Source organism: Mesorhizobium sp. M0244, from assembly GCF_040321795.1.
Lineage (GTDB): Bacteria > Pseudomonadota > Alphaproteobacteria > Rhizobiales > Rhizobiaceae > Mesorhizobium.
In genome coordinates, this window is the sequence record NZ_JAMYSE010000131.1 from 1 (window position 1) to 14,548 (window position 14,548).

General features: G+C 58.9%; 14 protein-coding genes. 8 read left to right on the top strand and 6 right to left on the bottom strand.

What is annotated here, in order from left to right:
• Positions 1–285: 285 nt before the first annotated feature.
• Positions 286–549 carry a hypothetical protein gene (locus tag NKJ08_RS35935; protein WP_156937516.1) on the top strand — a complete coding sequence of 88 codons (264 nt, stop codon included), beginning with the start codon at positions 286–288 and terminating at the stop codon, positions 547–549.
• Positions 550–1,016: 467 nt separating this feature from the next.
• Here the strand turns inward: NKJ08_RS35935 and NKJ08_RS35940 are convergent, their stop codons facing one another.
• The 4 genes from NKJ08_RS35940 to NKJ08_RS35955 all read right to left on the bottom strand — a co-directional run bounded on the left by NKJ08_RS35940 (position 1,017) and on the right by NKJ08_RS35955 (position 3,757).
• The gene (locus NKJ08_RS35940) at positions 1,017–1,301 is read right to left on the bottom strand and encodes a PilZ domain-containing protein (protein WP_023680838.1); all 285 of its coding nucleotides are present in this window, start codon (positions 1,299–1,301) and stop codon (positions 1,017–1,019) included.
• A 293-nt stretch (positions 1,302–1,594) separates the two neighbouring features.
• Positions 1,595–1,999 carry a TadE/TadG family type IV pilus assembly protein gene (locus NKJ08_RS35945; protein WP_352785984.1) on the bottom strand — a complete coding sequence of 135 codons (405 nt, stop codon included), beginning with the start codon at positions 1,997–1,999 and terminating at the stop codon, positions 1,595–1,597.
• Positions 1,989–2,429, bottom strand: a complete 441-nt coding sequence (locus tag NKJ08_RS35950) for a TadE/TadG family type IV pilus assembly protein (protein WP_352785986.1) — start codon at positions 2,427–2,429, stop codon at positions 1,989–1,991. The genes NKJ08_RS35945 and NKJ08_RS35950 overlap by 11 nt, the downstream gene beginning before the upstream one ends.
• Positions 2,430–2,434: 5 nt before the next feature.
• A complete protein-coding gene (locus NKJ08_RS35955) occupies positions 2,435–3,757 on the bottom strand; it encodes a pilus assembly protein TadG-related protein (protein ID WP_352785989.1) in 1,323 nt (440 codons plus the stop codon).
• Between the two features lie 620 nt (positions 3,758–4,377).
• Between NKJ08_RS35955 and NKJ08_RS35960 the strand changes: the two genes are divergently transcribed.
• From NKJ08_RS35960 to NKJ08_RS35990, 7 genes are read left to right on the top strand one after another with little or no spacing between them, the layout of a single operon-like run.
• Complete coding sequence (locus tag NKJ08_RS35960) at positions 4,378–6,036, top strand: methyl-accepting chemotaxis protein (RefSeq protein WP_352785357.1); 1,659 nt, start codon at positions 4,378–4,380, stop codon at positions 6,034–6,036.
• A 7-nt stretch (positions 6,037–6,043) separates the two neighbouring features.
• Positions 6,044–6,508 carry a chemotaxis protein CheW gene (locus tag NKJ08_RS35965; protein ID WP_352737613.1) on the top strand — a complete coding sequence of 155 codons (465 nt, stop codon included), beginning with the start codon at positions 6,044–6,046 and terminating at the stop codon, positions 6,506–6,508.
• Positions 6,505–7,758 carry a CheR family methyltransferase gene (locus NKJ08_RS35970; RefSeq protein ID WP_352785993.1) on the top strand — a complete coding sequence of 418 codons (1,254 nt, stop codon included), beginning with the start codon at positions 6,505–6,507 and terminating at the stop codon, positions 7,756–7,758. The genes NKJ08_RS35965 and NKJ08_RS35970 overlap by 4 nt, the downstream gene beginning before the upstream one ends.
• Entirely contained in the window at positions 7,755–8,474 is a 720-nt protein-coding gene (locus NKJ08_RS35975; protein ID WP_352785996.1) for a chemotaxis protein CheW, read from the top strand. Before NKJ08_RS35970 ends, NKJ08_RS35975 begins: the two co-directional genes overlap by 4 nt.
• Entirely contained in the window at positions 8,471–10,765 is a 2,295-nt protein-coding gene (locus NKJ08_RS35980) for a hybrid sensor histidine kinase/response regulator (protein WP_352785999.1), read from the top strand. The genes NKJ08_RS35975 and NKJ08_RS35980 overlap by 4 nt, the downstream gene beginning before the upstream one ends.
• A gap of 22 nt (positions 10,766–10,787) precedes the next feature.
• Entirely contained in the window at positions 10,788–11,810 is a 1,023-nt protein-coding gene (locus NKJ08_RS35985; protein ID WP_352517492.1) for a chemotaxis response regulator protein-glutamate methylesterase, read from the top strand.
• 11 nt (positions 11,811–11,821) lie between these two features.
• Positions 11,822–12,817, top strand: coding sequence for a response regulator (locus tag NKJ08_RS35990; protein ID WP_031195385.1), 996 nt, complete (start codon positions 11,822–11,824; stop codon positions 12,815–12,817).
• Positions 12,818–13,662: 845 nt separating this feature from the next.
• Here the strand turns inward: NKJ08_RS35990 and NKJ08_RS35995 are convergent.
• Together NKJ08_RS35995 and NKJ08_RS36000 are read right to left on the bottom strand one after the other, a co-directional pair.
• Positions 13,663–13,872: a hypothetical protein gene (locus tag NKJ08_RS35995; RefSeq protein ID WP_352786002.1), complete on the bottom strand. Its 210-nt coding sequence runs from the start codon at positions 13,870–13,872 to the stop codon at positions 13,663–13,665.
• Positions 13,873–14,445: 573 nt separating this feature from the next.
• Complete coding sequence (locus NKJ08_RS36000) at positions 14,446–14,544, bottom strand: DUF982 domain-containing protein (RefSeq protein ID WP_352786005.1); 99 nt, start codon at positions 14,542–14,544, stop codon at positions 14,446–14,448.
• Positions 14,545–14,548: the final 4 nt, after the last annotated feature.

Genomic DNA, 14,548 nt, shown 5'->3' on the forward strand with positions numbered 1-14,548 from the left:
AGCTGGGGGGATCGATCTTCACCAAGCGGTCTGCGGCCTCGACCGCAGTTCGTATCCTGCTGCACAGCGCGAGATTTTCGGCCAGCATTTCTTCAGTGCGTTGAAGTGCGAGCTCGGTCCGGTGGATGCGCTGCCTGGCATTGGCAACTTCCGATGTCAAAATATCGACCGCCATCCCGTGGCCGTGGGGTTCCATAGTGTCCATGGATTTCTAATACATGGGGGGCGATATCGTTCCATGATGTCGGGCGAAACGGCGGGCCGCAGAAAAGCGCGATGGGCCGAATGACCAATGCGCTCCCTGTCAAAACAGCGGACGCTGAGGAAGATCACAAGGGAAGCACTAAGGCGCAACTCAACCTCAAAGCGAACGGTCCGTTTTTTTGGAATTTTGTGGGCTGGTCGACAAATTGCACGAGGTTCCCTGATATGACAGGCACTCTGACCCTGTCGTTCCCAGTCAGGCGAATGTCGCTGTCGTCTCGACGGACCAAAACCATCACCTTTCGGACCGATCACGTGACGATTCGCGACGGCATGAAAAGATGAAGGCGGCACCCGCTACCGGGTGCCGTGTCGGTGCTGCAGGCCCCAGGCCGAAGCAAGGGGAAGGCCGGTTTTCTGCTTGTGGGGGAACAGCGCCCTTTATTCCCCTGCCCAATACCGAGCAGGTACGCGACAAACGCAGGCGTGATGAATGCGAGCAGTTCCACACGAGCAGAGCGACCCCACCAGCGCCGCATCCTCGCGACGACTCGGACCGTCTCGAAATGCACGAGCACTGTTTAAACCATCAGGACGTTAAACCATCAGGACGGTGGAGAGGGCGAGAGCAGTAGCTATTCTGAAATCTCCAACGATGGTCGGCAAACCGATAATGGAAGCGAGCAGTCAGTCGGCGCCAGAATGGTTGTCGGCCACCTAAGTCGAAGAAATTCTGGAGGAGGAACAAGGCGTCCAAAGGACGGGGGTCAATCACCGCCCAGCATACGGCTACGAGGTGTGGTTCAGGGGATTTAGCCGTAGTGCCAGTGCGGCTTTGGCTCGGTGCCGGTGAACATGACGCCGATGCGGTCTTCGCGACGCCAACGAACCACCGCCTTGTAGGCGATGCCGTCGGTCGGCACATAGAGCAGGAATTCGTCGGGGACGCGAGCGTCGATCGAGGCCTTCAGTTCGGCGCCGCCGGCATGCATGTTGCGCACCGTGCACGTGACCTCGGAATGGGTCATGCCGGTCAGGATTGTTGCGCCCTTGAAGACGCGCTGCCTGCGTTGGCGCCTCTGTTCGTCTTCAGCCATTTCGCCTAATTCCCGGCGTCTGTCGCTTCGTGTAGCTTTTGGTCTGCCAGATAATTGAGCTTGGCTGATGAACATAGCGTTATCGTCAGAGGCGGCGTGACATGCGGGATCGGTTGTGGAAGTACGTTTCAGGAGCATGCCGGCCTCCTGCCAAAGGGCTTGCCAAAGCGGCCGGCGACCCCAATGGGTCAAGCCGGGGATCAAAGCCCGCGTGAAGCACCTTGCGGCAAGGAAGAGCTTCGCTGCAGGTTTTTTGATGGAGAACTAGCTGCGGCGTCCGACTAGAATGAGCCTTATGTTCCAATCAACGGAACCGTGACGGTTGTCGCATAATTAATCGGATACCGGTCGAAATACGGGAACTCGATCACGAACGCATATTTGGCGGTCAGATGTGCCATTCGAAAGCCGCCGCTGGGGGCGTCGATTGCTATTGTTACGTCGACGTCGCTCAATCCCAAACTCAGCAATTTTGCCGTGGCTATCGCTTCTATCTCGGCTTCGGTCAGCGAATTCTTCATTTGCAGCGCTCGTGAGGACGTTTCCAGAGTATAGCGAACACTTGACATGGCATTCAGAGCCCAGCCGAATGCGAAGATGCCGATCAAAAGCGTTATCAGAATAGGCGCGATCAGCGCGAACTCCAGTGCGGCTCCGCCTGATGCCTCACGTATGAAGGCTCTCCCTTTAGCGAACACGTATCACCTGTTTGTGGCTGAGCTCGCGCGAGAGGGAAAACTCGCCGAAACTGAAGGGCGGGGACCAGGTGGCCGTCGCCTGTATTTCAACGAAAACCGCGGAAGCTTTCAAACTGTCGCACAGCACAGATGGATCGACCACGATGATCCCGCACATATATTTCCGGCTCAGCGTCACCTGCGCGTCATCGGGATGATTTTCCCAGCTCGAAAGGGCGACGGCTTGGGTAGCCGCGTCGTCGGCTGCGCCTTGCATCACGAGGTTCGCCGCCGTTTTGACGCCTGCACGCATCGACAGCGCGCTTGATACGAAAGACCAGCCGTTAATGACGCCAAGAAGTACCAGGCAAAGGATCGGCACAATCAGCGCAAACTCTACCGCAGCAACACCCGAATCGCTCCGGAAGATCCGGGCTGATAACCGTTCCACGAAGATTACTCCACAAGCCGAACGGATTGCGTCGCCGGAATATTACGCATTCCGAGGCTCGTGCAATCCTGGCTGATGCTCGTGTTGCCGGACCACTGCAAGGTACCGGCGACGACCTGCGTGCAACCACCTTTGCCCGAGAAATTGCCGAGATAATTGATGTCCTGGGTTGGAAAATACAGAGCGCCGGTCAAAAGCGAATCCGCCGTGCCGTTGAACGTGTTCGATCCCGTCAGGTTACCTCTGTCGCCGTAAAACAGGACACCGGAATACGTGCCCGACGTGGGTGCACTAAGTTTGACGGTGGCGTTGCCGTTCATGCTGACGCCGGAGCTGCCGGCCAGATAGATGATGACTCCGGTGCCGGAAACATTGGCGTTCGCGTTCGCTTTGAAATCACCGCCTTGAATGACGTACACGCCGGGCGCGAGCGCAACATTGCCGCTCAAGCTCAGCCCGCTGCAGTATGTCCCGGGGTTCAGGGTCGACAATTTCGAGTTTTGACAGGGGGTTGTGGCTGGTGGCGCCGGCAGGTCGCCAAAGGGATCACCAGCGGGTAAGGCCTGGGTTATCGGGCTGGCGCAAACAGTCGTCACAGGGTTGTTCAACGAAACACCGCCGGCCGATATCAGGCAGTCGGCCTGAAGGTTTGCCGATCCCTGAAGCTTGATCGCATCGGCGGCAATGGAATTGGACATCACGGAGCAGCCGGTCATTTTTATGGTCGAACTGCCGGAAAACAGCGCCGCTCTCGGGGCGGAACGATTGAGCGACAAAGCGCAGGCCTTTGAGGCGTCAGTGATAAAAACCACCGCTCTTGCCCGTGCGCCGATCGCGTTTTGCGTGAATATCGATGTAAAAAACCGATCGAGGGTCTGATGGACGATGACCTCGACGGCTTTTTGGGCGACATTCGGGCCAGAGGACGGGGGCGTGAAGATTTCGATTGTGCCTGTTGACGGGTCCCAGCCGTTCGTCGTCGCTGACAGTGTCGCGGCGGCGACTATCGTTGGCTTGTCAGATCCCGAAACCTTTTCCAAAGCGCCAGCATAGGCTGCCGCATCCGCCACCGCCTGTAATTTCAGGCTGCTAAAATACCAGTAGGAGGTCTCGATACCGAGACCCGCTGCGCCGACGACAATCGGCAAAGATAGGGCAAAAATAGTAGCAACGTTGCCGCTCGTCCCGACGCCTCGTCGCAAACACCGAACCAACCGCCTCGATATAATGCGCCCCATTTCCATGGGGTATTTAACGAAAAGATGGATGAAGGAATGGCTAAGAATTTCGCTCCATTTGATATATCCGCTCCTTGGCGCGGCCGGCACAAGCTCCCGCGGCCGCACTCGGCCAGCACGCTGCTGGTCGCTGGCCCTATCTTCAACCGGCGGCGCCAGTCGCGTATCGGGTTAGCGTTTCCAGTCTCAATGATTGACTTTGCGAGTGTTTCGCCCTCGTGAATAGGCTAACGGCCATAGCCGCGACAAATGAAATAAGATTTGCGCCAGCGCAAAGCATGCGCGGCAAGCAGGCCTCACCTGCACGCCTCCACTTTGACAAGCCTTGGCGCCAATTGCACGGCGCTTCCAGGAGTTCCACCTCGAGCTATGTGCGCTCTCGCGCGAAACAGCGCGCCCCCTTTGCCAGGCCTTCGAAGCAATCCGTCGCTGAGAACACGCGCGACTCACGAGCGTTTCAATGGAGGGAGTTGCTTGCCACGCTCGATGTTGGAGATACTTTCCAGTTGCGGCCGATGCGATCGGCCATTGGTTTGGACGCGTACATGCCGTTCGCAGGCGGCTTGTGGGCGCGACGTGAACGGAAAAGAAACGTTTCCAACATTAGATTCCGCGATTCGAATGAATCTCGCTTGTTCGGCATAGTCGCAACGCGGTGCTGGGCTAGTCGTGCCAACAAATCAATTAGCGCCCTGGCGGAACTGAGCCCGATGAACAGCTTGACAATACGCCGCCGCATACTCGCCAGTTTCGCGGCCGTTCTGGTTGTCATGTCGGTTATGGCCATCATTACATACGTTTGGTTTCTCCAGACGGAGCAAGAAGCGACCAGCGTGGAAAAGGAAACTCTTCCGGACCTCTATCACAGCACCCAGATCATGATGGGACAGATGGATGCCCATAGTCTTCTCCAGGAATATGCTCTTCAGGACAATCCTGCCGACAAGCGGGCTTTCGAGGCTACCATCAAGGCGAACCGCGACGCCCTGCAAGGGTCGATGGACGAGTATGAAGAGACCATTGAGTCCGATTTGGACAAACAGAACTACGCTGTCGTCAAGGACCTCGCCGATCAATTCCGCCAAGCAGAAGCCGCCGTACTGGATGCCAGTCGTGCCGCGTTGGCGAAGGGAGAGATCCCCAACGAGCGCCCGGCCATCAAGAACAATGTGGAGCCGATCTTTCGGAAATTGCAATCGGCTCTGCAAGCCATGGTCGAGGACCATAGAGGAGAGGCAAACAGCTCGACCCAAAAGATAGGTTCGATCGTCCGCACAGCGAAGTTGGGCCTGATTGCCGGGTTCCTCGTAGCACTCGGTTTGGCCCTTTTGTGCGGCTATCTTCTATTCCGTGCCGTTAGTGTCCCGCTTGGCCGATTGGTCGATCTCGTCCGTGTAATGCGCCTGGGCGACTTCAGCGGGCGCCTCGATTTGAAGCGCAAGGACGAGTTTGACACGCTGGCTGAGGGCTTCAACACCATGGCCGATGATCTCACCACGCTGATAGGCCAGGTTCAGAAATCCAGCATTCAAGTCAACACATCGATAACCGAGGTTGCCGCCACCTCAAAGGAACAGCAGGCAACCGCAAATGAGATCGCGGCCACTACGACCGAAATCCGAGCGACCGCGAAGGAAATCTCGGCAACCTCCAATGAGCTCGTACGAACGATGAGCGAAGTTTCTGCGGTCGCCGAGCAAACTGCCACGCTCGCCACCGGCGGACAAGCAGGGCTGGCACGCATGGAGGCAACCATGCAGCACGTCATGGAAGCCGCCACCGCGATTAATTCCAAACTTGCGATCCTGAGCGAGAAGGCCGGCAATATCAATCAGGTGGTGACCACGATCACCAAGGTTGCCGACCAGACCAACCTTCTTTCGCTAAACGCCGCAATCGAGGCTGAGAAGGCGGGGCAATATGGGCGAGGCTTTGCGGTCGTGGCAACGGAGATCCGGCGGCTTGCCGACCAAACCGCCGTCTCGACATACGACATCGAGCAGATGGTCAAGGAAATTCAATCCGCCGTCGCAGCCGGCGTCATGGGCATGGACAAATTCTCCGAGGAGGTCCGACGTGGCATGCAAGATGTGCAGCAGGTCGGCGGCCAACTCTACGAGATTATTCAGCAGGTCCAGGGCTTGGTGCCACGCTTCGAAGTCGCCAATGAAGGAATGCAGGCCCAGGCAACGGGCGCAGCGCAGATCAGTGAGACGCTGATACAATTGAGCGAAGCCGCTCAGCAAACGGTTGAATCCCTGCAGCAATCCACGCTCGCGATCGACGAACTCAATCAGGTTTCGGGCGGGTTACGCAGCAGCATTTCCCGTTTCAAACTGCGGGCGCTGCGAGAGGTGCCTGCGAGCTAGGACGACTATGCTATTCCTCGGGTTCTGTATAGGTAGCGACCGGTATGTGCTGGACATGGAGCAGGTTGAAGAGGTCCTGCCTTACATCGGCGTGAGAACGCTGCCGGGCGCGCCGAACGGCGTAGTAGGCCTAATCAACTGCCGGGGCTTACCCGTTCCCATGATCGATCTCAGCCTGCTTGCGCTTGGCCGCCCCTCGGCGCTGGTGCTGAGCACACGAATCGTTCTGATACGCTATCCAACCAAGGATGGTGAGAACCACCTGCTTGCGCTTGTTGCTGAACGAGCGACCGATATGCTCGAGCGGGATCCTTCTGACTTCGCGCCGTCCGGGATGGAGGCGGGAACTCCGCCCTACTTAGGCCCCGTGGCGTCCGACGATAGAGGACTTGTCCAGTGGGTCAGGGCCGAAGCGCTGCTATCGGACGACATTCGCGAAACGTTGTTCCGTCAGGTCGCGATGAGTTCATGATGTTTGGTGCGGTCGAACAGCTACTGAGGGAAAAGATTGGACTGGACAGCGGCTCTGTCGGTCTGTCGGTGATCCGTCACGCGCTCCGGGAGCGGATGTCAGCCCGCCAGATCAGTGAGCTTCAAGATTATTGGCAATTGCTGGCTGGCTCCCCATCCGAGCTCCAGGAACTGATCAACGCGGTTGTCGTACCGGAGACATGGTTCTTCCGAGATCGTGAAGCTTTCACTGCAATGACGCGTCATGCACGGGCGCGCATGCGGCCGGGTCAACCCATAATGCTCTTGAGCCTACCATGTTCGACAGGCGAAGAGCCCTATTCGATGGCGATGGCCATGTTCGATGCCGGTTTCGGAGCACAGGATTTCAAGATTGACGCTGTCGACGTGAGCACGGGCAACCTCGCGGCCGCGGAGCGCGCCGTCTACGGGCGCAACTCATTTCGCGGCGATTTTCTCGAATTCAGAGGACGCTATCTCGAAGCGGCCGAAGGCGGACTACGGCCTGAGGTGCGGGTCCTGAAGCAAGTCCGGTTCAGGCTTGGCAACCTGTTTGATCCTGCGGCCTCGTATGGGCCGGCACCGTACGACATTATTTTTTGCCGCAACCTGCTGATCTATTTCAACCGAAACCTGCAAGACCGCGCGCTGGTTTGTCTGAAGACCCTCCTCGCGCCAGATGGCCTGCTGCTCGTCGGTCCAGCGGAATCAGGCCTTCCGATTCTGCACGGCTTTGCTTCAGCGCGATTACCCATGGCATTTGCGTTCACGAACGTGGAGCCGGCTAAGGCGCCCCAGACGGTTGCACCCTCCAAGTCGCGCTTCGGTCCGGCCACCCCTGCTCCTATCTCTGACGTCAGCAAAGTGCTGAGCCCGATCCGGCCGGCCTCCAGTAATGCAGCGAAAGTGGAGCGCTCCGTCCACCCGTCCGAGCGGGCGGCCCAAAGCCTCGCTTCTGTAGAACGCACCGCCAATGCCGGACGAGTTGCGGAAGCAAAGGAACTCGCGCTGACGCATCTCGGGGAATACGGTCCCTCGCCGGAAATCTTCTATCTGCTCGGGCTAGCTCAGGATGCAGAAGATGCGCGTTCCGAGGCGATCCAGAACTATCGCAAGGCCCTCTATCTCGAACCCCGCCATCAAGAAGCCCTCGCGCATCTTGCGCTGCTGCTTCGTAAGCAGGGTGACATCGCCGGTGCCGAGGCACTCACCGGGCGGCTCGGTCGGATTGGGAAAAGGAGCGGCACTTGACGTCAGCTGAGCCCGGTAGCGTATCATCGGTGCCGGACATCGCCATCGGCGACTGCTGGCGGCAAATAGGCGTTGGTGGTGACAGATCGTGCCCTGAACTGGAGCAGCATCTCCACTGCCGGAACTGCCCGACCTATAAGGAAATCGCACGGAACCTCCTGAACCGTCCGCTGCCGCCCGGCTATCGCGACGAGTGGGCCCGACATTTTGCCCAGGCAAGGACCGATGAAGCAGTCGGGAATGCCGAGGGCAGTGCATTTCAGACGGTCGTTGTCTTTCGTCTCGGCGAGGAATGGCTGGCGCTTCCGGTTGGCTGCTTCCAAGAAGTGGCCGAGCTGCGTAGCATTCATTCGCTGCCACATCGCAGGAACAGTGCGGTTCTCGGCATTGTCAATGTTCGAGGCGAATTGCTGGTTTGCGTTTCGTTGGCCAAACTGCTCGGAGTAGACGACCGCAAAACGCGGGTACAGGACACGCGGACCAAGGCATTTCCGCGTCTTATCGTCGTCGGCAACAGCGACAAGCGCGTTGCTTTTGCTGTGGACGAAATGCACGGCATTTATCGATTCAAACAGAGCGACCAGCTTGCCGTGCCTGCTACCGTTGGCAAGGCGTCCTCGACCATGACGGCAGCCATGGTCTCGTGGCGAAGGGGCGCGGTCGGTTGTCTGGACGAGGCGCTGCTGCTGGCCATGCTCGATCGAGCTATCGCATGAGCGGCGCGGACTACAGCCAATTTTCGATGCTCGACCTCTTTCGGGCCGAATTGGAGACGCAGTCGCAGGCCCTGACGTCCGGTCTGCTAGCGCTCGAACGCGATCCCGTGTCCGCCCAGAGTCTCGACGCTTGCATGCGGGCTGCCCATTCGCTGAAGGGGGCGGCCCGGATCGTCGATCTGACGCCGGCGGTGGAAGTTGCGCACGCGATGGAAGAGTGCCTGGTCGCCGCACAGCGGGGTCGTCTCAGCCTGAGTCGCGAGCACATCGATACACTTTTGAAAGGCGTCGATCTCCTCGGATCCATAGCCAGTGAGCCTGCCTCGGCCGATGAGAGCGCCAAACTGGAAATAGCCGGTTTTCTGCTGGCGCTTGAGCAGGCATCCTCCCCATCGACAGCCAAGGTGCTTACAGTATCAGAGACGGAGCTCGCCGGCTCAAATGCTGCCCCGCAGGAGGCGCCGTGGGCCTCTTCGGCGAAGGAAACGGGCGTCCTCGCTCGATCGGAACCACTTCTTCAACCTTATGGCGGCGTCGGTTCCGACCGTATGGTGCGGGTAACGGCCGATAGTCTGAACCGCTTACTAGGGCTTGCCGGTGAGTCCCTGATGGAGGCTCGTCGCCTCAGGCCGTTTACGGGCGGCCTACTTCGACTGAAACGGATTCAGTCGGATCTGGCCATCGCCTTCGACGTGCTAGGCGGCGCACTGGCCGAGATTCCTAAGGACGATCGGGCGGTGCAAGCACTGGCAGAGGCGCTGCAAAAACTTCGGCTGAGCCAGACGTTCCTCGCAGAGCGCCTTGACGAATTGGACTCGATTGACCGCAGAGCCACTGACCTTGCGAACCGACTCTATGACGAAACGCTGGCGAGCCGGATGCGCCCCTTCGAGGATGGCGTCCGGCACTACTCAAGGACGGTGCGCGACCTTGGCCGAACCTTGGGGAAGAACGTGCGGTTAGACATCGTCGGGGGCTCAACTGGCATCGATCGCGACATCCTGGACCAACTCGAGGCACCACTCGGCCATCTCCTCCGCAATGCTGTCGACCATGGGCTCGAAACGACCGACGAACGTATAGCAGCCGGCAAATCTGAAGAAGGTGTCATCAGGCTCGAAGCACGGCACAATGCGGGCCTGCTGCAGATAATCGTCGCGGACGACGGAAGGGGAATCGATCTGAACAAGCTGCGCGAGACGATCGTGGCGCGCGGCCTGACGACAGAGGAGACCGTCGGCAGACTTGCCGAAGCGGAATTGCTCGAATTTCTGTTTCTGCCAGGCTTTTCGATGAAAGCGACGGTTAGCAACATCTCCGGACGCGGCGTGGGGCTCGATGCCGTACAGGCGATGGCCAAGCAGGTCCGAGGCCTCGCAACCGTCTCCTCAGAGTTCGGCTTCGGAACCCGATTTCAACTACAGCTGCCGTTGACCTTGTCGGTGCTCCGCACGCTGCTCGTCGACATTGACGGAGAGCCATACGCCTTCCCGCTCGCAGGCATCGCCAGCACGATAAAGTTGCCGCGCACGCGCATCGAACTGCTCGAAGGCCGGCCGCATTTCCGCTTCGAGGATCGACAGATCGGACTAGTCACCGCGCACCAGGTTCTTGACCGCGCTGAGCCGCAAGCAGACGCCGATGAACTTTCAGTCGTTCTGATTAATGGTGATCACGGTGAAACCCACGGGTTGATTGTCGACCGCTTCCTGGGCGAGCGCGAGTTGGTGGTCCGGCCGTTAGATCCTCGCTTTGCCAAGGTCAAGGACATCAGCGCGGCGGCGTTGATGGAAGATGGTTCGCCCGTGCTTATCGTTGATGTCGACGATCTGATCCGATCAGTAGACAAGCTCGCGTCATCCGGCGGCCTACGCACTTTGCGGCGTGGTACTACCAGCCCCGATCTTAGGAGGCGCAAGCGCGTTCTGGTGGTCGACGATTCTTTGACGGTACGTGAGCTCGAACGCAAGCTGCTGGACAATAACGGCTATGAGGTCGAGGTGGCGATTGATGGTATGGATGGATGGAACGCCATACGGTCTGAACCATTCGATCTTGTTATCACCGATGTTGATATGCCGCGCATGGACGGCATCGAACTGGTGACCTTGATGAAGAAGGACAGCCGGCTCGGGAACACTCCGATCATGATCGTGTCGTACAAAGATCGCGAAGACGATCGCAGGCGAGGTCTGGACGCCGGCGCGGACTACTACCTGACTAAAGGGAGTTTCCACGACGAGACACTGCTCCATGCAGTCGTCGACCTGATCGGCCAGGCGACAGAATGAGGCGCAGCGTGTGTATCCATCAATGAGGATCGCTATCGTCAACGATATGCCTCTTGCGGTCGAGCTTCTGCGGCGATTGGTTGTATCAACCCCGGAACATCAGGTGGCCTGGATCGCCGTTAACGGGCGTGAGGCAGTAGAGGCCTGCCAACGAGACCTCCCGGACCTGATCCTCATGGACCTGGTGATGCCGGAAATGGATGGCGTCGAAGCTACGCGCAGGATCATGGCGAAAACGCCATGCCTGATTCTGCTGGTCACGGCGAGCATTGAGGCCAACATTCCTGGTGTCTATGAAGCAATGGGGTATGGTGCGCTTGACGCGGTCGACATCCCCTCGATCGGCTCTGACGGCCCGGGGTCCGGACGGTCCGCACAGCTTATTATCAAGAAGATAACGACGATCAGCAAACTCGTACGTGACGCGCCGTCTTCAAATTGGGGCACACGGACATTGCCCCCGTCTGTGTCATCGGCACAGCACCTTATTGCCATCGGCGCGTCTGCGGGCGGGCCGGCAGCTGTTGCCGCGATCCTCGGCGCATTTCCGAGCAATTTCACGGCCGCAATAGTTCTCGTACAGCATCTCGATGCGCAGTTCGTACCCGGTCTTGCAAACTGGCTCGGCCAGCATGCGGCACTTCCAATCCGTCCTGCACGCGAAGGAGATGAGCCCGAGGCCGGCACCGTTCTAATTGCGGCCACGGCTGATCATCTCGTCTTCAAGTCAGCCCACAAGCTCGGCTATACCCCGAAGCCGCACGACAACGTCTACCGTCCCTCCGTAGATGTATTCCTTGAGAGCGCCGCGCAGTGGTGGCCGGGTGTCGTGATCGGTGTCTTGCTCACGGGCATGGGTAGAGATGGTGCCCAAGGGCTCAAGCTGCTACGCGACAAAGGGCATTTGACAATCGCTCAAGACAGCGCGTCGAGTGCGGTCTATGGGATGCCCAAAGCCGCCGCTGCCATCGGTGCCGCTGTCGAGATCCTACCGCTTGACTCAATCGCCCCGCGCCTAATCGAGGCGTGCGGCCGATCTTGCTGAAAGGTTATTCTATGACGGGCAAATCCAATCTCGTCTCACCCCTGGCAGACAATTACTCGTCAATGGTTCTGCTGGTGGACGACCAGATAATGATCTGTGAAGCGGTCCGGCGCGCGCTCGCAAACCAGCCGGACATAGATTTCCACTTCTGCACCGATCCGCTCAAAGCGACTACAGTTGCCGACGAAGTGAAGCCAACGGTCATCCTGCAGGATCTTGTCATGCCGGGCGTTGATGGGCTGGACCTGGTACGGCAATACCGCAAGAATTCCTCGACGCATTCTGTCCCCGTCATCGTGCTGTCAAGTAAAGAAGATCCGGCCATCAAGGGCGAGGCATTCGAGGCCGGAGCGAACGACTATTTGGTCAAACTGCCGGACCGTATCGAGTTGGTCGCTCGTGTCCGTTATCACTCCCGGGCCTATCTTGACCACGTTCAGCGAGAGGAGGCATACCGGGCCCTGCGAGAAAGCCAGCGGCAATTAATGCGCGCGAATCTCGAGCTGGAACGTCTGACACGGATTGACGGTCTCACAGGTCTGGGAAACCGGCGCTACTTCGATGAATATCTCGCGGCGGAATGGAAGCGCGCGGTCCGCACGAAGAGCCCGCTGTCGTTGTTTATGATCGATGCCGATCACTTCAAGCGCTACAACGACACCTATGGCCACATGGCAGGCGACGAGGTGCTGAAGCAGGTCGCCAGTGTAATCCAAAGCAGTTGCAACCGCTCGACCGATCTCGCGGCGCGCTACGGCGGCGAAGAGTTCGTCGTGGTGGTGGTCGATATTTTGCAGGCGCAGTCGGGCGCTATGGCCGAGCGGCTCGTGCAGAGCGTGCGAGCCTTGAGCATTCCACACGGTTCTGAGCGGGTGACAATCAGCGTCGGTGTTGCAACCATGGTGCCTGATGAGAACCACACGCCAAATGACCTCATCAAGGCGGCCGATCTGGCGCTCTTCCGCGCCAAGTCGGAAGGACGGGACCGTGTCGTGTATTACGACTAAAGGTAAGGGTGCTTTACGGACGGGCTTACAGCTCGTGCAGTTTAAAGGCTTGGCGATCGCCGAACGGGACCCCTCGATTGTCAACCGGGCAAGCGAAACAGTTCAAAGTCAGTTCCATTTCTGGATAACTGCTGTTCCGCAGGACCGGAACCTCAAACACGAGTTCGTTTTCGACGGCTACGCCTCCGACGCTTATGCGCCTGGTCCAGTCTAATCTAGGACATCCCTCGCCCCTTTTGGCGCGAAATAGACTTGCGCAACGCGCCCGCCCGGATACGCCCACCGATCTCCTTGCGTGAAGGTGATCCTCACGTCAGGGTGTCGGACGCCGCAGCCGATGCGGGAGGCTGGTGCGATGGAGGACCACTGCTGGCGAAACCTTACGATCACACGCTGCTTGTCAATTGATCAACCGCCTGCTCAGCACGCGGGAGCGTCTTCGAGATAGGGGAGCCGCTTGAGAGCAGTGACTAACGAGCCGGAGGAGTGTGCCCGGCACGAGTAGGGGGTCGGGCGGAGCATCGTGCCGGGCCTGGGCAATCCCCAGCAAGCGCCGGCTCCATGCGCCTATCTCAAAAGGTGACCGTCACAACGACAATATCCGTATAGGTGCCGGACGGCGGCGTCGACCATCCGCACCGCTATTTGAGACTGTAGTGCACCCTGCCAGAGATATGCTCGATATCAAAAGCCCGATGGCCAATGCGTTGCTTGCGAATGATCGCTGAATGCCAACCTGATTCTGTTTCATACCCGTCACCTCAACTGACAATAGTGCAGGCTAGATGGGGATACGGCGCGAAACAAGGGAGCGCCTCTTCTTTGGTTCGGCCGATCGCTTCTAGTCAGCAGCCGCGGGCCAGCCGTATCGCCTGCAAAGCCAAATCGTACGTGATAGGCTGATCGCGCAGCCATGGTCCGAACTCGCCATGAGGCACTGACGCCTTGACCGCGAGCATCCTCTTGCCGAGTGCGATCAGTTCCTCGCGGCTGCGCTGGCGCTTGGTGAAGCCCTGCCGGCCCTTTTCAGCCTCGCTGGCGTCCGCCTTGGCCATCCGGGACCGAATAGTCTCCTTTGCGTTAGCGAGCTCTCCCGGAGGCGCCGGAGGTGCACGTAAAGGGTGCCAGCTAGCGCATGCCCCTGATGAACACGGCCGCGCAGCTCATTGACGATCGCCATGTATGCGCCGAGCGGGATCGCGTCGAAAACCTCGAGCACGGCGGCCATGCCCTGCTCCACTAGGTCCGGACCGGCCAGCAGCAAGTCAGAGACGGCCGTCAGGCTGCTTTCTTCGATGAGCGCGTGGTTGCCGCGGCCCTCAGCCAGGACACACAGGACCAACCGTGCATGCTCAGCGCCATGATTGTCGATCAGCCGGCGGATGGAGCCGACGGCGCGCGTCTGGCCTTCTTTCGGATAGCGGCCCTTGGGGCGATCTCTACGTCGAATTCGCCACAGAGCGCGTCAACTCGCGGGTCGACGTAGAGTGCAGATCCGGGGCTCCAGCCTTCTCGCGCAAGCATTCGGCGTCTCCGCATGATCGACGCACGATGTTTGCACAAATGTAAAGCGGCCGCTGCAAGAGTGATGCACGATGGACAGTGATGGGGCACGCGTTGACGAGATGTCAAGCAGTCAGGATTTTCGCTTCCTTGGCGGCGCTGAGAAATGCCACGCGCGCTATCTCCGGTGCGCTGCCGCCGCCGAGCACTTTCATGCACGCCATGCGA